This is a genomic window from Pseudoalteromonas sp. SCSIO 43210, from assembly GCF_054133285.1.
Genome location: NZ_CP087225.1, coordinates 1,778,039 through 1,800,779 on the forward strand (window position 1 = coordinate 1,778,039; position 22,741 = coordinate 1,800,779).

Here is a 22,741-nt window from a genome sequence, read left to right on the forward strand (position 1 = left end):
ATCCATGCAGTCGTAAATGAGAATTTTTTAACACAGGTAGCGACACGTTTAGCCCCGCAAAATGATTAAGTATTATTGCGGATTGGTATAACGCCCCTTTACAATAAATCCTAATGCTAGAAGTGTTACTTATTTAAAATAGTCGCAATTCGTTCACCCAGTTCTGGAAGTACATCTTGTTCAAACCACGGGTTTTTTTTAAGCCATATATTATTGCGCGGACTGGGATGAGGAAGCACTAAATAGTTTGGCCAATACTCACGCCACGATTTTACTAACTCCGTGAGTGGCATTTTTTTAGTGTCCGGTAAGTGATACGCCTGTGCATATTTACCAAGCACTATTGTCAGCTCAATATTTGGTATTGCAGCCAATAATTGCTCGCGCCATGTAGGTGCGCATTCTTTTCGAGGTGGTAAATCACCCGATTTTCCCCTACCAGGATAACAAAAGCCCATAGGTAAAATGGCTATATTATTGGCATCGTAAAATTCATCTATTGTTAGCCCAAGCCATTCTCGTAGGCGATTACCGCTTGCATCGTTAAATGGCACGCCTGTTTCGTGAACTTTTATTCCAGGTGCTTGGCCTGCAATTAAAATGCGTGCGTTTGGGTTAAATTGTATAACAGGGCGAGCCCCTAAAGGTAAATCAGGTTCACAGATCACGCATTTACTAACTTGCTCTATTAATTGGTGACTATTCATGTTTACTTGGCCTTAAATGCTTAATTTTTATCCTAAATGGCCATTTAGAACAAATGAGTTGGTAAAATATCGGTTTATTTTAATTAAAACGGGCGTTAGTTAGTAAAATCGTGATCTTTAAGCTCATTCGCTCTACAGGCCCTTTAAAACCTAATGTTTCTCTGCCCATACAGCAAATTCATTGCCGCTCGGCTCTGCAAAATGAAACCGGCAACCACCCGGAAATTCAAAAATAGGTTTTAATATTGTGCCACCATGGAGTTGTACTTTTTTATACGTGGCGTGAATGTCGTTACTATAAAAAACCAATAGCGCAGCACCGTTTTGAGTTAGCGATTTAAGCGGCGCATTAAAAAAGCCACCATCAAGCCCTTGGCCACTAAACGCCGTGTATTCTGGGCCGTAGTCTGTAAATTGCCAATTAAATACATTGCTAAAAAAGGTTTTAGTAGCAGGTAAATCATAAGCAGGGAACTCGACATAATTTAGTTTTTCGTGATCGCTCATCGTTATTAAAGCTCTTATTAAAGTGTAATAAACAACCTTAAACCTTAGTTAGTTGCTAATCAAATATACTGATGTTATTTGAGATCACTATTTTACTAAGTAGCCTGAATTTTGGATAATAAATCTATCTCAAGCAGTTACTTTCAACGTTAACTGCGGTGAGTTTAAATATCATTATGGTTCAATATGTTAAAAAATTACTTTATCAGAGAGCAGGTGAGTAATAAATTTTTTGGTTGGATAAACTTAAATATCACGAATGATAATAACTATCTTTTGTATTTGTAGACTATATAATAATGCTTTATTTTTTCACCCGCTGTATTTATAAGAGATTAATTCATTATGCAGGCACACCCGCTGAATGCGCAGCCCACTAAACTACGCGTTATTGAGTTGTTATCGCAATTTTTTAAACTATCACCTATTTTTAGCTATCGTTTTTCAGTGTTTTTACGCTTTTTAATTGCCATTGTTGGCGGCTATTCTTTTACGGCTGCGAGCACTGCTTTGCTGAGTTTTTTATTACCGCTGACCAAATCAGATGCGGTACTGCTGTGTGTATCATTAAGCATTCTAATTTATGCATTAGTTTTTATTTATGCGTTTTATATTAAATCGTTAAAAACAGTTTGGATCAGTATTTTACTAACGACTAGTGCGCAAATTTGTTTATTAGCTGTATTGAAGGGTTGGCTATGAAAGACAGTTTTTTCCGCTCAATGACCTGGCTACATACGTGGGTAGGGTTACTCGTTTGTTGGTTATTATATTTAATATTTTTTGCTGGCACTCTTAGCTTTTTTAGAGACGAAATAACCTTATGGAATCAACCAGCCATACATAATGTGCAAGCCCAAGCACAGCGTATAGAAGCGCAAAAGCAACAAATAATTACCGGATTTGATTACTTAGCTAACCATGGAGCTAACTCATCAAGCTGGCGTATTACATTACCTGAGCCGCGTATTCCTTATTTAATTTATGGTTATGCAAAGCCAAAAGAACCAGGCCAGCGCCGCAGTAAGTTTGAAAACACGCAGCTTAACCCTAATACCATGCAAGAGCTTGAGCCCTTTGTAGATACTAAAGGTGGTAACTTTTTTTATCGGTTGCACTATGATTTACATTACATGGATGCAATAACAGCACGCTGGATTGTATGCTTTGCTAGCTTTTTTATGCTGATTGCCATTATATCGGGCGTGGTTATTCATAAGCGTATTTTTAAAGATATGTTTAGCTTTAGGCGTAACAAAGGTAGCCGTACGTGGTTAGATGCCCATAACTTAAGCTCTGTGCTTGCCCTGCCTTTTCATTTAATGATTACCTACACTGGCATGATTACGCTCATATTTATGTTGTTTCCCTACCCTGCAAAAGTAACTTACGATAACGGCATGCGTGGCTTTTTTAACGATGTAACCCCTCGCAACACCATGACCGATAAAGCTCAAGGCGAATCATCAATGGTGCCGATTCAAAGCATTTTGGATCAGGTTTATACTAAGTGGCCTCATGCAGATATTACTCGCATACAAGTTAACCAACCAAATATGGCAGCTTCAACAATTACCGTATTGGTAAGTGCAGGTAAAACACTACGTGACCAAGCACCACGCTTAATATTTAGTGGTGCTACAGGGCAAATGGTCGCTAAAACTGATGACGAGCTAACTAGCAGCAAAGCGCTTTACGAATCGCTTAATTCTATGCATACAGGGCGTTTAGCTACGTGGTTGTTGCGCTGGTTATACGTATTAGGCGGTATTGCAGGCTGTGTAATGATTGGCTCTGGCTGTATTATGTGGGCAAAACGAATTCGCGAGCGAACTAAAAATAACGTTAAACCTTCGTTTGGTTTAAAACTAGTTGAAGGGTTAAACCTAGCCACTATTATGGGACTACCACTGGCAACGTGTGCATTTTTTATTGCTAACAGACTACTTAGCCCAACTACCGCAGAGCGCGCCGATAAAGAAATACTCGCGTTCTTTTTAACATGGCTAGCGGTTGCTCTTTTAGCACTTATAAAGCGCGACACACTGCAATGGCGAGTTATGGCAGTAATAAATGCTGTTGCATGTTTAAGCGTACCGGTTATTAATGCACTTACAACTAACGGTAATCTAGTTAGCTATTTGATGCACAAACAGTGGGCTTTATTTACTTTTGATGCACTGTTTTTGTTATTTAGTATATTGTTTTTTATACAAACCGAAAAATTACGTACTGCTAAAAACAACTCAAAAATAACCAGCCCTAGTCAATCTAATAACCTTAAAAGGCAAAAACCATGATTGATTTACTCGGTTTTAGCCTATGCCTGCTCAGTTTTAACTGTTTTGCGCTGGCTAAGTATAATCATTTTAAAGACGTATTTAAAAAACGCCCTACAGAATCCCAACGTAAAAAGCTGTTATTAGCTGCTTGGATCAGTATTTTACTAAGCTTAGTGCTTTGTTTAGTTACTCAAGATGGATATGGTGCATTACTATTTTGCGGATTTATGAGCCTAAGTGTCTTAATTATAATGGTTTTTTATAATTTTTTAGTAGACTACGTAAAGTGGTTTAGTGTTTTAAATAGCGTGTTAGTTGTACTAAGTGGGTTGTTTTTAGCATTAAACTAGCCTTAGTTAGTAAAAACGTGATCCGTTATTTTCCTATATATTAGGGCGTGTTGATCTTTGGTGGGTGAATTTGCAGCAGACTGTTTGGTATTTAGGCAAGGCAGAGCCTATGTAGTGTGGTTATTCCCCATAAATAGGCGATAACGCAGCATAAATACCAAACATGCGCTGCCCAAAGGGTTCTTTCTAGGGACGATTAACTCTTTGTTGCTCGGTTTTTACTTAGCCCACTAGGTTACAAACCTCGCGCCGCGATTTAATCGCCCCTAGATTGAACAGATTTCAATCCACAAAGATCAACACGCCCTAGGCAAAAAAAATGGCAAGCTATATAGCTTGCCAACAATAGGGGATATTCAGTGTTTCCAATACTTGCTGTCTCACGGCAAGTACACACAATATAACCATAATATATTTAAGTTACTTTACTGTTAGATGACTCTTTTATGACTACTGTAAAGGGGCTTTACATTGTTTATTGCTCAACCCAAATTATTTCATCGGTAGCAAAGCCCAACTCTTTAGCTTTAGTTAAAAAGTGTTCTTTAAGCTCTTTGCTAACCGTTGGTGTACGCGACAAAAACCACAAGTAATCTTTGTTGTAACTGGTTATAAATGCATATTGATAATCGGGTTGGTCAAGTTCAAAAATCACGTAAGCGCCATAAAATGGACCAAAAAACGAGACTTTAAAATGCCCTGTGTCTGTGCCCTCTACAAACTTGGCTAAGCCTTCGGCGTCATCCCATTTTTTATCATCCGTTAAATACCCTTTGTTAAGGACCTTTACTGTGCCGTCGTCGTTAATTGAATAAGTCGCGGTAACTTGCTCCATACCTTCTTCGAATGAGTGATTAAGACGCGCTATTTCAAACCACTTGCCTTTATATTTTTGTATATCAAAGTTTTTAACGGGTGTTATTCCCTCCGGAGGGCTGGTGCAGGCACTAAGAAAAAATAACCCTGTAATAAGTAAACCGTATTTAATAGCCTTCATGTAAGCTCCTTTTTTAATTACATAAATCGTACGTATTATCTAAATATAGATGGATATAAAGTTTGCTAGCCGATTAAAAAAATTTGCTATAGGATCATATTAATTCTAAAGCAATAAAAATGACCATAGCATGAAAATTTGGGTAGATGCAGACGCGTGTCCTGTTGTTATAAAAGAAATACTTTTTAGAGCTGCAGAGCGTATGAAAATCGAGACTATTTTAGTGGCCAATCACGCAATGCGTATTCCGCCGTCAAAATACATAAGCCGCGTTCAAGTATCGTCGGGATTTGATGTAGCCGACGACGAAATAGTAAAACGTGTTGAAAAAGGTGATTTAGTTATTACAGGCGATATTCCGCTAGCAAGTGAAGTAATTGATAACGGCGGGCAAGCGCTCAATCCACGTGGCGAGCTTTATACCACCGAGAATATCCGCTCAATACTTAACGTGCGCGACTTTATGGATACCATGCGCTCAAGTGGCGTAGAAATGAGTGGTGGGCCGCCGCCACTTAGCCAAACCGATCGCCAAAACTTTGCAAATAACCTCGACCGTATTTTAGCGCAAAACAAGGCTAACTAGTTTGAACACACAATTAGTTGGCTTAGGTGATACGCAATTTAGCGTGGCGGTATACGTAGAAAAAGCGCCGCCAATGCCGTTTTTTGAAACACTCGAATGCCTAGAACCGGTTATAAATGAGCAAATAAATACCATAAACCAGCACTGTGGTAATGGTTGGCGCAAAGTGTTTAACGTGTATGCAAAAGTGCTATTTTCCCTGCCAAGCGAGCATTACTCATTTGCCAAACAAGCCCCTACTTGGCAACAATATCGCGATGAGTATTTACTGCAAAAAAACAGTAAAACCGCCCTGCTATTTAGCGCGCCCAACATTACTATTACGTGTGCAAATAAAGCTACTAGCAATAAAAACCAGCTACACATAATTGCTGGGCGTACGCACGCTAAAAACTTATTACAACAGGGTAAGTTGCATGCACAATTTGATTGGCTCGACGACGAGTTTGCAATAGACACCAGTAACAACATTATTGTGTGCCCATATTTTGATTACAGGCAGCTAAGTAATATAAAAATTGCGAGATTAAGCGAGCTAGTCGCGCAGCTAAAAAAATAACACATTGTAAGGAACGACCATGGCCGGAATTTTAGAGTTAAACGAATTATTAAAATCAATGCAGCCAGCGCTTAAGCAAGGTGAGTATATTTTTTGTTGCTTAGCAGGGAAATTGGCCGATTATGTTCACTTAGAGCCACTTGCCACTTATGTTGAAGAAGAAGGGCTAACCCTTATTTTAAAAGCTGAAACCGCCGATAAAGCAGGTATTACTTACGAGGGTAAATATAATTTAATTACCCTTAACGTACATTCAAGCTTAGAGGCCGTAGGGCTAACTGCTGCGGTATCTGCAAAGCTGACTGAGCATGGCATTAGCGCTAATGTGGTCGCTGCGTTTTATCACGACCATATTTTTGTACAAACAGATAAAGCACAAGCCGCAATGAAAGCACTTGAAGAGATTGGTTAGGGTTGCTGACACAGTAATGATCTGAGTAACGTGGATATTAGTGCGTCGGGTGGCGCTTCGCTTAACCGACCTACAACAATACAAAAGCTGATATTGCTATAGAGCAACATCAGCTTTTTTGTACACATTTGGACTATTTTCGCAGTATTGTTTATCTACTGGCTCAAGCTTAATTTTTTTACCGGCATTTACTACTACGCATTGAGTGTTTTGATCGAGTTTTTGTTTTTGAATTACGGTAAATTCACCTTCGCTGGTAGCGTATAGATTATACTGATATGCATCGTTGCCGCCTTCAAACAATGCGGTAAATAACCCTCCAACTAACCCGCCGATTATTGCCCCACCTATCATTTCTTCTGTATTGCCATCTAAGCTATCTACAAACCCAAAACCAGCTCCTGCGGCTATGCCTGTACCCACTTCTGATGAGAGTGTGACACGTTGCATAGATTCTACCGAGGCGTAATAGCGTTTAATTATTTGATTTTGACCGTTACGGTCAACACCTTGTGATGCGCAACCCGAGAGGAGTAAAACAGCAATTAACGATTTTTTCATGTTGATTCTCTATTTGCTTATGTTGATATAGAAATAGTAAATCTTAAAACATAAAAAATATGTATGTGCTTTGTATGCAGCTGTGAGAAGTTGTAAATGTATGTATAAAATAAAACACCGAGTAAGCATACTCGGTGTTTATGTGGCTATATTACTTAAATTTAAAACTATTTTATTACATACCCACTAAAACCTAGCGCTTTAAAATACAGCTTCGGAATGCCAAATTTGCACTCATTTAGCAATTCGCTAAAGCGCATTCTATCAAGCGGGTAAAACTCATTTTCTAAGTCATGCCCTGTTTGCGTTTTACCTGTTTCAGTTAAACCCAATTGCGCGCACGTTGTAAGCTGGGCTTCGCGCTCAAATGAAGTTTCGGGGCGCATTAAATCTGCAATATAAAGGTTTGCGTCTTTTTTGAGGCTTCCTTTAATTGCTTTTAATAACTCTTTTTTATCGCCGTTATCTTCTAAAAAATGCATTACCAATAAACATAAAACGGCATCGGCTTTAACCGATAATTTATTAACAGGTCCGGTGTGAATATTGACGCGGCTTGCTATGCCTTGCTCATCAAATTGCTGCTGTGCGATAGCAAGCATATCGGCTGATGTATCTTGCGCAGTAAATTGCCATGTAGGGTTTAGTGCAGCCAGTGCAAGCACTTCTTTGCCTGTGCCTGCCCCTACTACCAAAATATGTGCATTGTCGCTTAGCGTTGCTTGTAGTTGCGCATTAGTGAGCTGATGTAATAATTCATAACCAGGAACTACACGGGTTATGCGGCTATCGTATTGTGTTGCTTGCTCGCCTGTAAACGTTGGCATTGTATCTCCTTGTTTTCAGTAATGTTGCTTATAAAACTTCAACTGTGGAATATCCACCTGGCTTTTTGGCTACATGCACTTGAGTGGCTACACGCTCGCTCATTTGTGTTACGTGCGATATAACGCCTACTTTTCTGCCTTGTGCTTGCAAAGAATCCAAAGCGTCCATTGCAATGCTTAGGGTTTCGCTGTCTAACGTACCAAACCCTTCGTCAATAAACAAAGAATTGATTTGTACTTTGTTAGACGAAAGCGATGCTAAACCAAGTGCAAGCGCTAGCGATACTAAAAATGACTCGCCGCCCGAGAGCGTATTAACAGAGCGTTGCTCGTCGGCCATGTCGCGGTCGATAATTGCAATGTCGAGCGTTTGCGCTATGGCGGTTAATTCGTAGCGTTTGTTGAGTGTTTTTAAGTGGCTGTTGGCATAGTGCAGTAATATTCTTAGCGTCTGTGTTTGCGCTAAGTTACGCATTTTTTTACCTTCTTTATCTCCAATTACCTTATTAAGCAAGTGCCACTGATCAACCTGTGTTTTAAGTGTAGTTAACTCAGCCTGCTTACCTTCAAGCGACTTTGCGTTTTGGTTGTGTTGCTCAATAGCGGTATTAGTCGCTAGTAATGCGTTTTGCAGCTGCGTTTGTTGCTCGTTTAAGCTACTTAGTTGAGTATTTGAAGCCTCTACATTTTGTGTTGGTTTATCGCTACTGTTGTGTTTTTCAAGCGTAAGTTGCTGCTGTTTTAATGCGGCATTTGCATCTGTTAACGCTTGAGTTAACTGCTCATGCTGATTTAAATGCGCTTTAATAGTATCGCTACTGAGCGTTAGTAAAATTTTGACCTGTTCGTGCGTTGCATTGCTATATTGCGCTTTAAAGTCAGTAAACCACTGGTTATAACGTGCCTCAAGTGTTGCTAGTTCTTGGCTGTTTTCAAGTAAGCGTTGCTCCACATTTTTAAGCGTTATAGCGTGCTCATCTCGTTGTTTTATAGCGTCGTCATAAGCTTTTTGACTCGCTTGAACCTGCGATTGTTTCTGCTCTTGCTCACTTGTGAGTTTTGCTTGGAAGTCGTCTGCGCTTATTTGCTCATTATTAAATAAAGCTGAGCGCTCACTTTGTACCGCGTTTAATAGCGCTTTAGCTTTTACAAACTCTTCATTAAGTACTTTTAACGATTGCTCGTTGTTACTTATAAGCGGTGTGAGCTGCTTTATTTGCTCATTAGCTGTGTCTTGGCGCTTTTGGCTTTGCTCAAGTTGCGTTTGAGTTTGCTGATACTGCGCAACCCGCTCGTGCAGCTCGCTAAGTTCAAGTGTATTGGCTTGTAGTTGCTGCCAAAAATCACTGTTTTCAAATTGGCTATTGAGCGTTGTACCCAGCTCGTTAATTTGTGCACTTAGCTCGCTACGCTTACTCGTTATTTGGTTTTTCTGGTGTGTAAGCTCAAGGTGTTTATTACTCAGTTGCTGCTGTATTTGCTGCTCTGCTTTAAGTGCTGCTTGTAGCTCATTTACTTTAGTTTGCAGTGTACGTTGACGTTTTTGTTGCTCAAAGTATTGCGCTTTCTGATCGTTTAATTGCTTATAAGTTACTTCAAGCTGATCAGGGGGCAAACTAAAAAGTTCTGTGCGAGCTGCTTGCATAGTGTTGACAATTTCAAGCCGCTTGGTGAGTGCCGTTTGTATTACTTGCTCAAGTTGCCCGTGTTCAGCAGTTAAAACGGCATGTTGAGTTTGGTGCTTATGCAGCTCGCTTTGTGCATGATCAAATTGCTTTTTAGCTGTATTAAAAGCATTTTCAAAATCAGTAATTAAGTTATTTAATTGCTGATTTTGATTTACCGCATACGGGTGCTCAGTTGCGCCGCACACTAAACAAGGCTCATTAGGGCGAAGCTCAGTGCGTAAATGTTCTACGTTTTCGCTCGCTCTTAAGTGCGCTTGGTTAAGTGCGTACTCGGTACCTTTAAGCGCTTGCTCGCTGGTTATTAAATGCTGATTAAGTAAAGCATGGGCTTGCTGGCTTTCATTTAACTGCTGATTAAGTACTTGTTGGCGTTGAGTGCTTTGTTTTAGTTCTGCGTTAAATTGCCCGTAACGCTCTCGCTGCTCTTTTAAGTAATCAATACTTTTTAGCTGAGCGTCGCAGTGCTCTGCATTAAATTCATTAAGCTGAGTATTTAATGCCTGTAAAGTTGATTGCTCGCCACTAAGTGCCACCTCGCATTGCTGCACTTTATTATTTTGCGTATTTAAAAGATCGCTCTGATTTTCAAGCTCGCTATTAAGAGTTTGGCTTTGCGCAGCGTTTGCGGTTAATTGCTGCTGTGCATTTAAGTAGGTATTAAAGCTTTGCTGATAGTAGCTCCAGTCTTTTGCTAAAACGTGCAGCTGTGCATGCTCATTAAGCCATTGCTGGCTTTTAGTTGAGTCGGTATTAGCGAGATCAAGCTCGTTATTGCTTTGTTTAAGCTGCTGTGTGAGCTCATCAAACTGAGATTGCTCTTTGGTTATTTGCGACTCAGTACCTTTTACAGCTTGAGTTTGCAAGGCAATGCTGCTGTCGAGCTCTCGCGCTTTAGCTATAACGGGCGCTGCATTTTGTTTTTGCTCATTGGCGTTATTAAGTAGCTCGGTATGCTTAGCAAGCGCGGTATTACGCTCGTTAATTACCGCTAAATGATCAACACTTTTAAGTGATGTTATTTGCTGATCCAACGCCGTATTTTGATCGGTTAATTGAGTAAAACGGCTGCGGTTATCTTTTATTTCAAGTGCCTGCTTGGCTTGTTTTGCCTGCTCGCTTTGAACAACGATACTTTCAAGCGCTGAGCTTGCTTGTTGCTGAGTTTGCTGTGCTTGCAATAAATTTTGCTCAAGCACTGTAGCTTGCTGATACCAGTTAAGTGCTTTTTCGGTTTTGGTCAGCTCTTTTTTAGTGTGTTCGGTTTGCGCTTTTAAATCGGTTAACTTGGTTTGCTGTAACTCAAGTTCTACTGGTGTTAGCAAAGTATAGCTTTCAAGGCCTGCTTTAAGCGCTTCAAGCTTTGCTACTTGCTCTTTATGGCGCTCAAAAATACGCACGCCAATACGGCTAAATTTATCGGTGCCTGTTAAACACTCTAAAAGTTGTGCTCGCTCATCGCCAGTGGCTTTTAAAAATGCAGCAAACTCATGTTGCGCTAAAAGTACGGCACGGGAGAACTGCTCAAAGTTAAGCCCTATTTTGCTCTCAACTTCTTTTATTGTGTGGCTTTTGTCAGCTATTAAGGTTTCGTCTGGCAGGGTTACTAAGGTGTGCTCTGCTACTTTAAGTTTGCCTGTTACTTTTTTATGGGTCCGTGCAATTGTATAGCGCGCACGATAAAGCTGTTTATCTTGCCCTAAAAAGTCGACCTCGGCGTAGCCTTCCCATGTACCTCTGCGTAGTAGGTTCCGCGCATCATTAAGCTTAATGCTGTCGCCATTAAACTCAATTAAGTTACCTTTATCGCCACGTAGCCTCGCTGTTTTTGTATAAAGGGCTAAACATATCGCATCTAAAAAGGTACTTTTACCAGCGCCGGTATCGCCTGTTATTGCAAATAAGCCTGCATCTTTTAATGGGGCTTGAGTAAAGTCTATTTCAGCATCAACTATTGAGGCTAAATTATGAATACGAACTGCGGTTATTTTCATAGTTGTTCTTGCTCCGTAAGCTCGTTTATCACATCACTTAAAAGTGCTTTTAGCTCATCGGGTACACTTTGCCCTGCCATGTCTTTATCGTTTGCAAATGCTTGTTCTAATAAGTTAAGCGGGTTGAGCATTTCAACTTCGCTTAAATCTTCAAATACGGTGTTGTCGTCATTTTGCGCTGATTGTTCACGTACACGTTCAATACCACAAAATTTAATATGCTTGCCTTCAAGTGCTTGTTCTATTTGTTCTCTGAAGGTGGTGTCGGTATCGCTTGATTTAAGCTTTACACGTAAATAAGGCGCTGTTGTATTTTGTGCGGTGTCGAGCGCTTTAATTTGCTCGCATAGTTCGCTTAATGGCACACACTCCCCTTTTGGTAAAACAATTACATCGGCAGAGCGCGGAATGTAAAGGGGGTTTACAGTTGTACTAATATGTTGTTTTTCATCAATAATAAACTCAACAACATTTACTTGGTGCGTGTAGTTACGTTCTGAAAACGACATAGGTATAGGTGTGCCGCTGTAGCGAATAATATCGCTTTTAGCGACTTGTTGCGCTTTGTGTAAATGACCAAGGGCAACATAGTTGGCTTGTTTACCAAATACATTGGCTGAAATAGACTCCTCACCACCTATCACTAAGTTACGCTCAGAATCACTTGAGATATCCCCGCCTTTTGCGTGTAAATGCCCCATAACTATTAATGGTGAGTTTTGCTCGTTTATATTAGTAGCTTGTTCTAGTGCAAGCTCGTAAGCTTTTGCAACGCCTTGAGCATAACTAGGGCCGCTTTCGGTTTGGCTAAGTAAACTTACATCGCTTGCACGTAAAAATGGCATAGCGACGATTACAGCGCGTTTACCATTGGTATTTATGGTAATAACAGTTTCATCGGGTGTTGCGACATCAAAGCGCCCTACTACGTGTGTATCAAATTGCGCTAGTAATGGCTGAGCTGCCAAAATACGATTCGCAGAGTCGTGATTACCCGCAATAATGACTATGTGTAATTGTGGGCATGCCTTTTTGGCGTCTTTAATAAATTGGTAAAGCTGATTTTCGGCGCTAGCGCTTGGAGTTGCGGTATGATAAATATCGCCAGCAATTAAAAGTAAGTCTATTTGTTGTTCAACAAGAGTGGCTAATAACCATGTAAAAAAGGCTTGGTGTTCAACACGGCGGCCGTGTTCATAAAATTGTTGGCCAAGGTGCCAATCTGAGGTGTGGAGGACTTTCATGTCGCGCTCTTAAAAAACCAGTAAGAGCGCCAATATACCCAAGGTAATTAAAGATGCAAGCCTAAGGACCATTTTAAGATTAGGTTAAACTATACCAGCCTACAAAAATAATCGGTAATGCTAGCAATGCCATAATTAGTGGGTACTTTAGTGTTTTAGTTTGCTTAGTTTGTAGTACTTTTAAAGCATTAACTTCGTTACATGCTGCTACTTTATCAATGTAAAAATAACCAGAATCGAGATACTGTTTACAGTTGTTCTCATTTGCCGGGATAGCAATTAGTTCTTGTTGTTTTTTTAGGATATAAAAATCCATGAGTCCACCGCATTTATTGCTACTAATCTATATTTATTTGAGGATAAATGTGACGAATTTATTTGCCTCAAATAAAAGGGTGGGCGATTTTAAATACAAACAGCATTAAAGATCAATAAAAATATTAACTATTTTTAATTTATCGTATAAATAGCCAATATTATTGAGATTGCAGCAATATTTACGCCAATAATAATGCGTTTCTTATTACTTTTTTGTATGGATGGGAGTCGTTTTAACGCATCCTGTTTGTTACATGCCGACACTATATTTACGTATTTGTAGTTATTATTTTGGTAACTTTCAAGCAATTCTTCTTCAGCTGGAATAGCTTCGAGCTGCTGATCTTTTTTAACAATATAAAATTTCATAGCAGTCTCCGTTTTTACTAATGTAATTTGAAGTTAATGTAAGTTAACAAATATACCTACACTGTAGTTTGTTGTAATGAATTAGGGATGAACTCTATAAATTGAGTTGTTTGTTCCTGTTTTAATACTAAGTAATTGTGTTTTTTGTAAACCCCCTTTACAGTTTTGCTCCCGTTTATTTTAGTCATAGTTTTATACATAATAAAAAGCTGTAAAACGTTAGTGAATACCACCTTATAAAAGCTGCACTTTATCGATAATTTATTGAAGCTAAGCTGTTATTTTGTCAAAGTACCCTTACTAAAATTTATCAGGACTAACAATGAAAAAAATAGGTCTTACGCTGAGTGCTTTTGTATTGCCACTGGCAATGTCGAGTGTTGTTATGGCGTCTTCAGTTGAGCAAACAAAAGGTTCTTATGTTGATAAGTTTCGTCAATTAGACGAAGCTCTGCCAACACCAAATGTTTACCGTAGTGCGGCTGGCGAACCAGGAGAAAAATACTGGCAGCAACGTGTTAATTACGATATTGATGTAAAGCTAGATGAAAAAAAGCACCGTATTACGGGTAGCCAAAGTATTGAATATAAAAATAACTCACCACATACGCTTAAATATTTGTGGTTACAGCTAGATCAAAATATTTTTAAAAGTGACTCTATTGCCGAAACAACAAAAACATTTAAAAGCACTTTAAAAAGCCTACCAGCTCAAAAGCCTGCTAAATTAAGTTTAGGTGAGCTACGTCGTCAGCAATTTATGAGCGACAACGAACTTGGTTACACTATTAGTGGTGTTAAAGACGAAGACGGCAAAGAGCTGCGCGTAACTGTTGTTGATACTTTAATGCGCGTTGATTTAAACGAGCCATTAAAACCAGGTAAAGAAGTAGAATTTAGCATGAACTTCGCCTTCAACATTGTTGAAGAAGATGCTGTAGGTGCACGTTCTGGTTACGAGCATTTTGAAGAAGACGGCAACGACATATTCTTAATTGCTCAGTGGTTCCCTCGCTTAGCCGCTTATACCGATTACGAAGCATGGACAAACAAGGCATTTTTAGGTTCTGGTGAGTTTACGCTTGAGTTTGGTGATTACGATGTTGAGATTACTGTTCCTGCTGATCACATTGTATCGGCAACAGGTAAGCTTGATAACGCGAGCAAAGTACTAACAAGTACGCAGCGCAAACGTTTAAAGCAAGCTGAAACATCTAAGCGTCCTGTATTTATTGTTAACGCAGAAGAAGCGCTAGAAAACGAAAAAGAAGGCACAGACAAAACTAAAACGTGGCACTTTAAAGCACAGAATGTTCGTGACTTTGCTTGGGCGTCGTCTCGTAAGTTTATGTGGGATGCAAAAGGTTATCAGCAAGGTGGTGACGTTCAGCCTTTAGTTATGGCAATGTCGTTCTTCCCTAAAGAAGGTGGTGACTTATGGGAGAAGTACTCAACTGAAGCGGTAGTACACACAATGGAAGTGTACTCTAAGTATTCTTTTGATTACCCGTACCCAACTGCACAGTCGGTTAATGGCCCCGTTGGTGGTATGGAATACCCAATGATCACCTTTAACGGTCCACGTACTAAGTTGCAAGATGATGGTACTCGTACTTATTCTCAAGCTGAAAAGCGCTTTTTACTTGGCGTAGTTATTCATGAAGTTGGCCATATTTACTTTCCGATGATTGTAAATTCGGATGAGCGCCAATGGACGTGGATGGATGAAGGCTTAAACAGCTTTTTAGATGGTGTTGCTGGTCGTGAATGGGATCCTACTATTCCTTGGGGTGTTGAGCCTCGCGATATAGTGAGCTACATGAAGTCACAAAACCAAGTACCTGTTATGACTCAGTCAGACAGCGTATTACGCTTAGGTCCTAATGCTTATACTAAGCCTGCCGCAGCACTTAATATTTTACGTGAAGTGATTTTAGGCCGTGACTTATTCGACTTTGCATTTAAAGAGTATGCTCAGCGCTGGAAATACAAGCGCCCTACCCCAGCTGATTTTTTCCGAACAATGGAAGAAGCCTCTGGTGTTGATTTAGATTGGTTTTGGCGTGGCTGGTTTTACACCACAGACCATGTTGATATCTCTTTAGATAAAGTATATCAACTACGTTTAGACACTAAAAACCCTGATATTGATTACAGCCGTTTACGCGATATTGAAGCAGACAAGCCTACTTCATTATTTGTTGAGCGTAACCGCGCAGAAGGTAAAAAAACATGGGTTGAGAAAAACCCTGATGTTACCGATTTTTATGACGAAAACGACCGTTTTACTGTAACCAATAAAGAACGCAACTCGTACAACAAGTTTTTAAAAGGCTTAGAGCCGTGGGAGCGTAAAACGCTTGAACGCGCTTTAGAAGAAGATAAAAACTATTACGTAATGGAATTTTCAAACCTAGGTGGTTTGGTAATGCCTATATTACTTGAGCTAACATATGAAGATGGCACTAAAGAAGAACGCTATATTCCTGCTGAAATTTGGCGTCGTAATTATAAAAACGTTCAAAAGCTGATTGTTACCGATAAAAACAAGCCGCTTGTATCAGTGACTGTCGATCCAGGTTGGGAAACAGCTGATGTAGATGTTGAAAACAACAATTACCCTCGCCGTATTATTCCTTCACGTATTGAAGTGTTTAAAAAGGAAAAGAGTAAAGCTAAAGTGAGTCGCGATATCATGCAAGATATTAAAACTGAGCTTAAAAGCGATGAGAAAAAAGACGAAAAGGATGACGGTGAGGAGCAGCAATAATGCGCTTTTTGCTTATTATTGTTTGCCTTTTAGTTGCTGCGCCAAGTATAGCGCATCAACTAAAATCGTCAGTTACAACGGTGCTTTTTAACAAACGAACGCATAATGTTGAGTTAATGCATCGCTTTTATTTACATGATACCGAACATGCCGTAGGAACATTATTTGAAGGCAAAATCGATATTATTAGTAATAAAACCGATCAACAACGTTTTGCTAAGTATGTTGAATCGCACGTTGCGCTACAAACACTAAGTGGTGAATCTATACCGCTTAGCTTTGTAGGTGCACAAGTTGATGGAAAGTTTTTTTGGGTTTACCAAGAAGCACCTATACCAAAAGGGATTGAAGGGATTAAAATGAGTAATGGTGCACTGCGTGATTTATGGCCAACTCAGGTGAATATGGTTAATGTTGAGGGGAAAGGTAGGATTAAAACCTTAAACTTTGCCCAAGATGATACATGGCTTGAAGCCCGCTTCGAGCAAAATTAATTATTATTTGAATAAACCTTTCCCAATCTACGCGCACTGTAATTAATGTGCGCGTATTCTCTTCTTTTGTTTAAGATACATTCATAATTGATCTGTACTATGTAAAGTACCGTAAAATTAATCAACTTGTATTGTATATTTACCTTGTTTCGCGCAATCTAAAGGTAATTACTAAGTTTTTATTTTTTCTTTATTATCAGTTGATTGATGTGTTTACGCATTATTAATTTAAATATAGTTGATGTTATTTCCCCATAATTTGGGCATAAGTAGTAGAGCATTTTATGTTTAAAGTACGTTTAGTAAATTATTATTACACCCAAGGAATGATATGACGACTCAGGTAGAGGCTATTCATGGTGTTATTTTTGATTTAGATGGCACATTGGTATCGTCTGAATTAGATTTTTCGCTTATAAAAGCACAAATAGGCTGTCCTTGTGAGCAGGACTTACTCGATTTTATAGCGCAACTCCCATCACCTTACATGCGTGAAGAAGCTATGAATATTGTGCATCAGCATGAGTTACTCGATGCTCAACATGCCACGTTATTACCAGGTGTTAGCGAAGCTATTGCACAGTTAAAAGCTAAAAAAATTCCAATGGCTATAGTTACTCGAAACTTTGATAAAGCAGCATCAATAAAACTTCAGAATAATCCATTACCTATCAGCACGGTTTTAACGCGAAGCGACGCACCCGCAAAACCAGATCCAAGTGCATTAAATGCAATTGCTACGCTTTGGGATATTAGTTCTGCTAATTTGCTCTACGTTGGTGATTACTTATATGACATACAAGCTGCACACAACGCAGATATGCGTGCTTGTTTATATGCTCCTGATGTGACTCCTGGTTATGCAGATCAAGCTGACTACGTTTTACATGACTTTTATGAGCTAGTTGGATTAATTGATAATTACTCAGAAAATTAGAGTTATGTTAAATAGCGTGTTACTTAATTTAATTAGTAATAAGTAGTACACTATTTAAATTACAAAACTAGCCCAATACGTTTTGAATTGGTAAAATACTGCAAAACGTAACGTATTCATTAGAGGCACAAAATGGGCAGAGCATTTGTAGTTCGTCAAAGTTCTATGATCAAAACGGCTAATGCTAAAACGAAAATAAACTCAAGGTATGGTAAAGAGATTTACGTTGCAGCAAAAAGTGGTGAACCCGATCCCGAAGTAAATCAAACATTACGCCGCCTAATCGAAAAAGCTAAAAAAGACCAAGTTCCCGCACACGTTATTGAAAAAGCAATTGAGAAAGCAGCCGGTGGAGCAGGGGAAGACTATTCAGTTGCCCGTTACGAAGGCTATGGCCCTGGTAATTGCATGGTTATTGTTGACTGTTTGACCGATAATCCGAACCGTACTATCAAAGATGTACGTTTGCCATTTACTAAAACAGACTCAAAAATTGGTACTCCTGGCTGTGTAGCGCATATGTTTGATCATTATGCGGTACTTGGCTTTGCAGGCGATGACGATGAGGTCGTATTAGAAGCATTAATGATGGCTGATGTTGATGTAACCGACGTTGAAGCCGAGGACGGTAAAATATCGGTATTTGCACCGCCAACAGAATACTTTAAAGCTAAAACAGCCCTTGAAGACGCATTTGAAGGCATTAACTTTGAAGTAGATGAAATTACGTTTATTCCTCAAGTTAATATTGAAATTGAGGACGAAGAAGTTATCGCTAACTTCGATAAGTTTATAAATATGCTTGAAGATTGTGACGATGTACAAAATATTTATCACAATGCCATTGTAAAAAATTAAACGTAAACGGTTAAAAGCTTTAAAAAGCGTGTTTTGTGTATGCAAAACACGCTTTTTTACGTTTGAATAAATGTTAGATATTCATGTGTATTATGCTTATTTGAATATATATATTTTTAAAATGCCATAAAAGCGCTGCTATTTTAATTCTAGGCGATAAAAAACCAGCCCGAAGGCTGGTTTGACTCAAAAAACAATTCAAGCTCGTGTTAAAAATTTGGAGTGATTAACAATGTTGTGCCTTGTATTTAATACGGTAGCTATGCAGTAATGGTTCAGTGTAACCACTAGGCTGTGTTACGCCTTCTAAAACTAATGCAGTAGCGGCTTGAAACGCAATGCTGTTATTAAGGGTTTCTTCGTCTGTTGCCATGGGTGTATAGGCAGTGTCATGCTCGTTTTGACCATCAACCACTTTGGCCATTTTAGCCATGGTTGATTTTATTTGCGCCTGTGAGCACACGCCATTTAGCAACCAATTAGCCATATGCTGGCTTGAAATACGCAGTGTTGCTCTGTCTTCCATTAGCCCAATATGGTTAATGTCAGGTACTTTTGAACAGCCTACGCCTTGATCAATCCAACGTACAACGTAACCTAAAATACCTTGTGCGTTGTTTTCTAGCTCACTTTGAATATCTTCTTTTGAAAGCGTTTTTGGGTCTGCCATTAGCGGCGGTGTAAGTAGGTTATTAAGGCTAGCAATAGTACGTTTAGCTATGCTTTGCTGCTCATTAAATACGTTTATATCGTGATAATGCATTGCATGCAGGGTAGCAGCTGTAGGGGAGGGCACCCATGCTGTATTAGCGCCTGATTTAGGGTGAGCTTGTTTTTGCTCCATCATTAATGCCATTTTATCTGGCATTGGCCACATGCCTTTACCTATTTGTGCTTTATGACTCAAGCCACAAGCAAGGCCAATATCGACATTGCGATCCTCATAAGCTTGTATCCATGGTTGCTGTTTAATCTGTGCTTTTGGAAGTACAACGCCCGCTTGCATAGAGGTATGAATTTCATCGCCTGTGCGGTCTAAAAATCCAGTATTTATAAATACAACACGCTCTTTGGCTGCACAAATACAGGCTTTTAGGTTTACAGAAGTGCGGCGTTCTTCATCCATAATACCCATTTTAAGCGTGTTTTTAGGTAAGCTTAGCGCTTCCTCTACTAAGCTAAATAAAGTGTTAGTAAACGCTACCTCTTCAGGGCCATGCATTTTTGGTTTAACTATATTAATACTTTGCGCGCTTGAATTTTTTATACCTGTTTTTTTATTTAGGTCGTGCAGGGCTGCGGTCGCAGTAAACATCGCATCCATAATGCCTTCAAATACCGGTTGATTGTACACATCGGTAATAGCAGGGTTCGTCATTAAATGGCCAACGTTTCTTACAAACATCATGCTACGGCCTTTTAAAGTAACTGTGCCACCATCAAGTGCGGTGTATGTTTTATCACTTTGCAGAGTGCGCTCAACAGTTTTATCGCCTTTTTTAAACGATTCAACTAAGCTACCTTGCATCAACCCAAGCCAATTTTTATAAACTTGTACTTTATCTTCTGCATCTACCGCAGCTACTGAATCTTCACAATCCATAATGGTGGTAAGCGCGGCCTCTAGCACTACATCTTTTAAGCCTGCTTTATCAGCTTGGCCAATAATGTGGTGGTGATCGATATGTAGCTCTATATGTAAGCCATTGTTTTTTAATAACACTACAGTTGGATTTTGCGCTTCTCCTTGATAGCCAATAAGCTGAGATGGGTCAGCTAATGTGGTTTGAGAGCTATCACGCAAGGTAATTAAAAGTGCGCCATCTACTACTGAGTAATTCGTGCTTTCTATATGCGAGCCATTAGTCAACGGCAATGCTTTATCTAAAAACTGGCGAGCGTAGGCCATTACCTTAAAGCCACGAACAGGGTTGTAGGTATTACCTTTTTCAGCCCCGTCATCTTCGCTTAGTACATCAGTACCGTATAAAGCGTCGTATAACGAGCCCCAACGCGCGTTAGCGGCATTAAGTGCAAAGCGTGCGTTACTTACAGGCACAACCAATTGAGGGCCTGCTGTAAGGGCCACTTCAGGCTCTACATTTTGGGTTTCAATTGTAAAGTTGGCAGGCTCTTTTACCAAGTAGCCAATATCTTGTAAAAAGGCATGGTACTTGGCGCTATTCCACGTTTTATTAGCTAGATGATAGTCATCTATTTGCTGTTGAAGCAGCTCTCGCTTTTCAAGCAGTGCCTTATTTATAGGGGTAAGCGTTTGAACTATATGTGCAAAGCTTTGCCAAAATTGCAGCTCACTTAAGTGAGTGCCAGGGAGTAATTGGCTTTTAACAAAATCAGCGAGTTGTGTGTCTACGCTGAGTCCTGAGTGTGTGAGAGTGTGGGACATAATTGCCCTCCTTAAACGGTCGCGATGTTGTTGTGCGCTTGTGCGTTAAGGCAACAATAACGCAAAAAAGCAATGTTGAGTGCTTTTTAGTCATTCATAAAATATATAGCCGTAATAACAACTATAAATTTACTAAATCTAAAAAATGAGCCTAATGTTGATTTAAGCGCTACGGAGCATGAGCAACGTAGCCACTCTCACAACACTAAAATTATTTACACACCCGTTCGAAGGATTTTATTATGACAACATATCAACGCGAAACAGACACACTCTCAACTCTTTGCCAATCTCAAGGTAGCGCATGGCACGCAATCAACCCTGAATATGCAAGCCGCATGCGCTTGCAAAACCGTTTCCGTACTGGGATTGAAATTGCACAATACACAGCAGACGTAATGCGTGAAGATATGGCAGCATATGACGCAGATACAAGCCAGTACACACAATCTTTAGGCTGTTGGCATGGTTTTACTGCACAACAAATGATGATGGCTATTAAGCGCCATCAAAAAACAACTAAACGCAGCTATGTATACTTAAGTGGCTGGATGGTTGCAGCGCTTCGCTCTGCATTTGGTCCGCTGCCAGATCAAAGCATGCACGAAAAAACATCGGTACCTGCATTAATTGAAGAAATTTACACATTTTTAAAGCAAGCAGATGCACGTGAACTCGATCACTTGTTTAACGACCTAGATGAAGCAAAAGCGAACGGAGGCGATGTTCAAGCTGTTATTGATAAAATAGACAACTTTGAAACCCATGTTGTGCCAATTATTGCTGATATTGACGCAGGTTTTGGTAACGAAGAAGCAACTTACTTACTGGCTAAAAAAATGATTGAAGCCGGTGCGTGTGCCATTCAAATAGAAAACCAAGTATCTGACGCTAAACAATGTGGTCACCAAGCGGGTAAAGTGACCGTTCCACACGAAGACTTTTTAGCAAAAATTAACGCAGTACGTTACGCCTTTTTAGAGCTAGGTATTGATAACGGTATTATTGTGGCACGTACAGATTCATTGGGTGCCAGCCTTACGCAAAAGGTACCTGTTTCGCAAACGCCAGGTGACTTAGCAAGCCAATACAATGCATTTTTAGAAACCACGCCAATTAACGGTGTTGATGACTTAAATGAAGGCGACACGGCAATGAAAATTAATGGCCAGTTATGTAAACCAACTCGTCTAGATAACGGTTTATTCCAATTCCGTGAAGGCACGGAAAAAGATCGTGTAGTACTAGATTGTATTACTAGCTTGCAGTCGGGCGCTGATTTACTGTGGATTGAAACAGAAAAACCACATGTTAAACAAATTGCAGAACTGGTAAATCGTGTAAAAGAACACGTGCCAAATGCAAAACTGGTATACAACAACTCGCCTTCGTTTAACTGGACGCTTAAGTTTCGTGAGCAAGTGTATCAAGAGTGGGAAGAGGCAGGCCGTGACCTTAGTGCTTACCCAAGTCTTGGCGATAATAAAGGCCTTATGGCACCAGAAATGGATGCAACAGAGCTTGCGCAAGCAGCCGATTTACTAGTGCAAAACTTCCAGCGCGATGGCGCACGTGAAGCCGGTATTTTCCATCACTTAATAACCTTGCCGACATACCATACAGCTGCGCTAAGCACTGATATTTTATCAGAAGGTTACTTTGGCGATATGGGTATGCTGGCTTATGTACGTGACGTACAACGCCAAGAAATTCGCCGTGAGCAAGCATCGGTTAAGCACCAAGATTTAGCAGGGTCTAACATGGGCGATACGCACAAAGAATACTTCTCTGGTGATAATGCGCTAAAAGCCGGTGGTGAAGACAACACCATGAACCAGTTTTAATTCCTAACTAGATAGTGTTACTCAAGGGCCGAT

General features: G+C 39.8%; 21 protein-coding genes. 11 read left to right on the forward strand and 10 right to left on the reverse strand.

Features of this window, described 5'->3' with window-relative positions:
• Positions 1-125: 125 nt before the first annotated feature.
• Together LOS73_RS07680 and LOS73_RS07685 are read right to left on the reverse strand one after the other, a co-directional pair.
• A complete protein-coding gene (locus tag LOS73_RS07680; RefSeq protein ID WP_457934780.1) occupies positions 126-707 on the reverse strand; it encodes a uracil-DNA glycosylase family protein in 582 nt (193 codons plus the stop codon).
• A 150-nt stretch (positions 708-857) separates the two neighbouring features.
• A complete protein-coding gene (locus LOS73_RS07685; RefSeq protein ID WP_033028633.1) occupies positions 858-1,214 on the reverse strand; it encodes a VOC family protein in 357 nt (118 codons plus the stop codon).
• A 345-nt stretch (positions 1,215-1,559) separates the two neighbouring features.
• Between LOS73_RS07685 and LOS73_RS07690 the strand changes: the two genes are divergently transcribed.
• The 3 genes from LOS73_RS07690 to LOS73_RS07700 are packed head-to-tail and all read left to right on the forward strand — an operon-like array spanning position 1,560 to position 3,846.
• A complete protein-coding gene (locus LOS73_RS07690; protein WP_033028634.1) occupies positions 1,560-1,916 on the forward strand; it encodes a hypothetical protein in 357 nt (118 codons plus the stop codon).
• Positions 1,913-3,514: a PepSY-associated TM helix domain-containing protein gene (locus LOS73_RS07695; RefSeq protein WP_007376695.1), complete on the forward strand. Its 1,602-nt coding sequence runs from the start codon at positions 1,913-1,915 to the stop codon at positions 3,512-3,514. Before LOS73_RS07690 ends, LOS73_RS07695 begins: the two co-directional genes overlap by 4 nt.
• Positions 3,511-3,846 carry a DUF3325 domain-containing protein gene (locus tag LOS73_RS07700; protein WP_007376694.1) on the forward strand — a complete coding sequence of 112 codons (336 nt, stop codon included), beginning with the start codon at positions 3,511-3,513 and terminating at the stop codon, positions 3,844-3,846. Before LOS73_RS07695 ends, LOS73_RS07700 begins: the two co-directional genes overlap by 4 nt.
• 475 nt (positions 3,847-4,321) lie before the next feature.
• Here LOS73_RS07700 and LOS73_RS07705 read toward each other — a convergent pair whose 3' ends face one another.
• Positions 4,322-4,843, reverse strand: a complete 522-nt coding sequence (locus tag LOS73_RS07705; protein WP_007376693.1) for a lipocalin family protein — start codon at positions 4,841-4,843, stop codon at positions 4,322-4,324.
• A 130-nt stretch (positions 4,844-4,973) separates the two neighbouring features.
• On the opposite strand from LOS73_RS07705, the gene LOS73_RS07710 reads away from it, so the two are divergent.
• From LOS73_RS07710 to LOS73_RS07720, 3 genes are read left to right on the forward strand one after another with little or no spacing between them, the layout of a single operon-like run.
• Positions 4,974-5,429: a YaiI/YqxD family protein gene (locus tag LOS73_RS07710; RefSeq protein ID WP_002959175.1), complete on the forward strand. Its 456-nt coding sequence runs from the start codon at positions 4,974-4,976 to the stop codon at positions 5,427-5,429.
• A gap of 1 nt (position 5,430) precedes the next feature.
• A complete protein-coding gene (locus LOS73_RS07715; protein ID WP_033041168.1) occupies positions 5,431-5,988 on the forward strand; it encodes a DUF6942 family protein in 558 nt (185 codons plus the stop codon).
• Between the two features lie 19 nt (positions 5,989-6,007).
• Positions 6,008-6,400 (forward strand): ACT domain-containing protein, encoded by a 393-nt coding sequence (locus tag LOS73_RS07720; protein ID WP_033041167.1) that lies wholly within the window; start codon positions 6,008-6,010, stop codon positions 6,398-6,400.
• 96 nt (positions 6,401-6,496) lie between these two features.
• On the opposite strand, the gene LOS73_RS07725 is transcribed toward LOS73_RS07720, so the two are convergent.
• The 6 genes from LOS73_RS07725 to LOS73_RS07750 all read right to left on the reverse strand — a co-directional run bounded on the left by LOS73_RS07725 (position 6,497) and on the right by LOS73_RS07750 (position 13,398).
• Positions 6,497-6,961, reverse strand: coding sequence for a hypothetical protein (locus tag LOS73_RS07725; RefSeq protein ID WP_033028639.1), 465 nt, complete (start codon positions 6,959-6,961; stop codon positions 6,497-6,499).
• Between the two features lie 167 nt (positions 6,962-7,128).
• Positions 7,129-7,788, reverse strand: coding sequence for a class I SAM-dependent methyltransferase (locus LOS73_RS07730; protein WP_033041165.1), 660 nt, complete (start codon positions 7,786-7,788; stop codon positions 7,129-7,131).
• Between the two features lie 28 nt (positions 7,789-7,816).
• Positions 7,817-11,467, reverse strand: a complete 3,651-nt coding sequence (locus LOS73_RS07735; RefSeq protein WP_457934781.1) for an SbcC/MukB-like Walker B domain-containing protein — start codon at positions 11,465-11,467, stop codon at positions 7,817-7,819.
• Positions 11,464-12,711, reverse strand: coding sequence for an exonuclease SbcCD subunit D C-terminal domain-containing protein (locus LOS73_RS07740; protein WP_457934782.1), 1,248 nt, complete (start codon positions 12,709-12,711; stop codon positions 11,464-11,466). Before LOS73_RS07740 ends, LOS73_RS07735 begins: the two co-directional genes overlap by 4 nt.
• 79 nt (positions 12,712-12,790) lie before the next feature.
• Complete coding sequence (locus tag LOS73_RS07745) at positions 12,791-13,027, reverse strand: hypothetical protein (RefSeq protein WP_007376681.1); 237 nt, start codon at positions 13,025-13,027, stop codon at positions 12,791-12,793.
• Positions 13,028-13,161: 134 nt separating this feature from the next.
• Positions 13,162-13,398 (reverse strand): hypothetical protein, encoded by a 237-nt coding sequence (locus LOS73_RS07750; protein ID WP_008139309.1) that lies wholly within the window; start codon positions 13,396-13,398, stop codon positions 13,162-13,164.
• Positions 13,399-13,720: 322 nt separating this feature from the next.
• Between LOS73_RS07750 and LOS73_RS07755 the strand changes: the two genes are divergently transcribed.
• The 4 genes from LOS73_RS07755 to LOS73_RS07770 all read left to right on the forward strand — a co-directional run bounded on the left by LOS73_RS07755 (position 13,721) and on the right by LOS73_RS07770 (position 18,457).
• Entirely contained in the window at positions 13,721-16,168 is a 2,448-nt protein-coding gene (locus LOS73_RS07755; protein ID WP_457934783.1) for a M1 family metallopeptidase, read from the forward strand.
• Positions 16,168-16,662, forward strand: coding sequence for a DUF6702 family protein (locus LOS73_RS07760; protein ID WP_007376678.1), 495 nt, complete (start codon positions 16,168-16,170; stop codon positions 16,660-16,662). Before LOS73_RS07755 ends, LOS73_RS07760 begins: the two co-directional genes overlap by 1 nt.
• A gap of 331 nt (positions 16,663-16,993) precedes the next feature.
• The gene (locus LOS73_RS07765; protein WP_007376677.1) at positions 16,994-17,599 is read left to right on the forward strand and encodes an HAD family hydrolase; all 606 of its coding nucleotides are present in this window, start codon (positions 16,994-16,996) and stop codon (positions 17,597-17,599) included.
• A gap of 132 nt (positions 17,600-17,731) precedes the next feature.
• Positions 17,732-18,457 (forward strand): YebC/PmpR family DNA-binding transcriptional regulator, encoded by a 726-nt coding sequence (locus LOS73_RS07770; protein ID WP_007376676.1) that lies wholly within the window; start codon positions 17,732-17,734, stop codon positions 18,455-18,457.
• 226 nt (positions 18,458-18,683) lie between these two features.
• Here LOS73_RS07770 and LOS73_RS07775 read toward each other — a convergent pair whose 3' ends face one another.
• Positions 18,684-20,864: a malate synthase G gene (locus tag LOS73_RS07775; RefSeq protein WP_457934784.1), complete on the reverse strand. Its 2,181-nt coding sequence runs from the start codon at positions 20,862-20,864 to the stop codon at positions 18,684-18,686.
• A gap of 242 nt (positions 20,865-21,106) precedes the next feature.
• Between LOS73_RS07775 and LOS73_RS07780 the strand changes: the two genes are divergently transcribed.
• Positions 21,107-22,708, forward strand: coding sequence for an isocitrate lyase (locus LOS73_RS07780; protein ID WP_007376673.1), 1,602 nt, complete (start codon positions 21,107-21,109; stop codon positions 22,706-22,708).
• The last annotated feature ends 33 nt before the right edge of the window (positions 22,709-22,741 follow it).

Bases quoted from the DNA above. Each gene is read 5' to 3' on its own strand.
- LOS73_RS07685 (WP_033028633.1), bottom strand. From the start codon at position 1,214: ATGAGCGATCACGAAAAACTAAATTATGTCGAGTTCCCTGCTTATGAT.
- LOS73_RS07720 (WP_033041167.1), top strand. From the start codon at position 6,008: ATGGCCGGAATTTTAGAGTTAAACGAATTATTAAAATCAATGCAGCCA.
- LOS73_RS07735 (WP_457934781.1), bottom strand. From the start codon at position 11,467: ATGAAAATAACCGCAGTTCGTATTCATAATTTAGCCTCAATAGTTGAT.
- LOS73_RS07760 (WP_007376678.1), top strand. From the start codon at position 16,168: ATGCGCTTTTTGCTTATTATTGTTTGCCTTTTAGTTGCTGCGCCAAGT.
- LOS73_RS07710 (WP_002959175.1), top strand. From the start codon at position 4,974: ATGAAAATTTGGGTAGATGCAGACGCGTGTCCTGTTGTTATAAAAGAA.
- LOS73_RS07700 (WP_007376694.1), top strand. From the start codon at position 3,511: ATGATTGATTTACTCGGTTTTAGCCTATGCCTGCTCAGTTTTAACTGT.
- LOS73_RS07775 (WP_457934784.1), bottom strand. From the start codon at position 20,864: ATGTCCCACACTCTCACACACTCAGGACTCAGCGTAGACACACAACTC.
- LOS73_RS07740 (WP_457934782.1), bottom strand. From the start codon at position 12,711: ATGAAAGTCCTCCACACCTCAGATTGGCACCTTGGCCAACAATTTTAT.
- LOS73_RS07690 (WP_033028634.1), top strand. From the start codon at position 1,560: ATGCAGGCACACCCGCTGAATGCGCAGCCCACTAAACTACGCGTTATT.
- LOS73_RS07780 (WP_007376673.1), top strand. From the start codon at position 21,107: ATGACAACATATCAACGCGAAACAGACACACTCTCAACTCTTTGCCAA.
- LOS73_RS07755 (WP_457934783.1), top strand. From the start codon at position 13,721: ATGAAAAAAATAGGTCTTACGCTGAGTGCTTTTGTATTGCCACTGGCA.
- LOS73_RS07695 (WP_007376695.1), top strand. From the start codon at position 1,913: ATGAAAGACAGTTTTTTCCGCTCAATGACCTGGCTACATACGTGGGTA.
- LOS73_RS07750 (WP_008139309.1), bottom strand. From the start codon at position 13,398: ATGAAATTTTATATTGTTAAAAAAGATCAGCAGCTCGAAGCTATTCCA.
- LOS73_RS07770 (WP_007376676.1), top strand. From the start codon at position 17,732: ATGGGCAGAGCATTTGTAGTTCGTCAAAGTTCTATGATCAAAACGGCT.
- LOS73_RS07730 (WP_033041165.1), bottom strand. From the start codon at position 7,788: ATGCCAACGTTTACAGGCGAGCAAGCAACACAATACGATAGCCGCATA.
- LOS73_RS07705 (WP_007376693.1), bottom strand. From the start codon at position 4,843: ATGAAGGCTATTAAATACGGTTTACTTATTACAGGGTTATTTTTTCTT.
- LOS73_RS07765 (WP_007376677.1), top strand. From the start codon at position 16,994: ATGACGACTCAGGTAGAGGCTATTCATGGTGTTATTTTTGATTTAGAT.
- LOS73_RS07745 (WP_007376681.1), bottom strand. From the start codon at position 13,027: ATGGATTTTTATATCCTAAAAAAACAACAAGAACTAATTGCTATCCCG.
- LOS73_RS07680 (WP_457934780.1), bottom strand. From the start codon at position 707: ATGAATAGTCACCAATTAATAGAGCAAGTTAGTAAATGCGTGATCTGT.
- LOS73_RS07725 (WP_033028639.1), bottom strand. From the start codon at position 6,961: ATGAAAAAATCGTTAATTGCTGTTTTACTCCTCTCGGGTTGCGCATCA.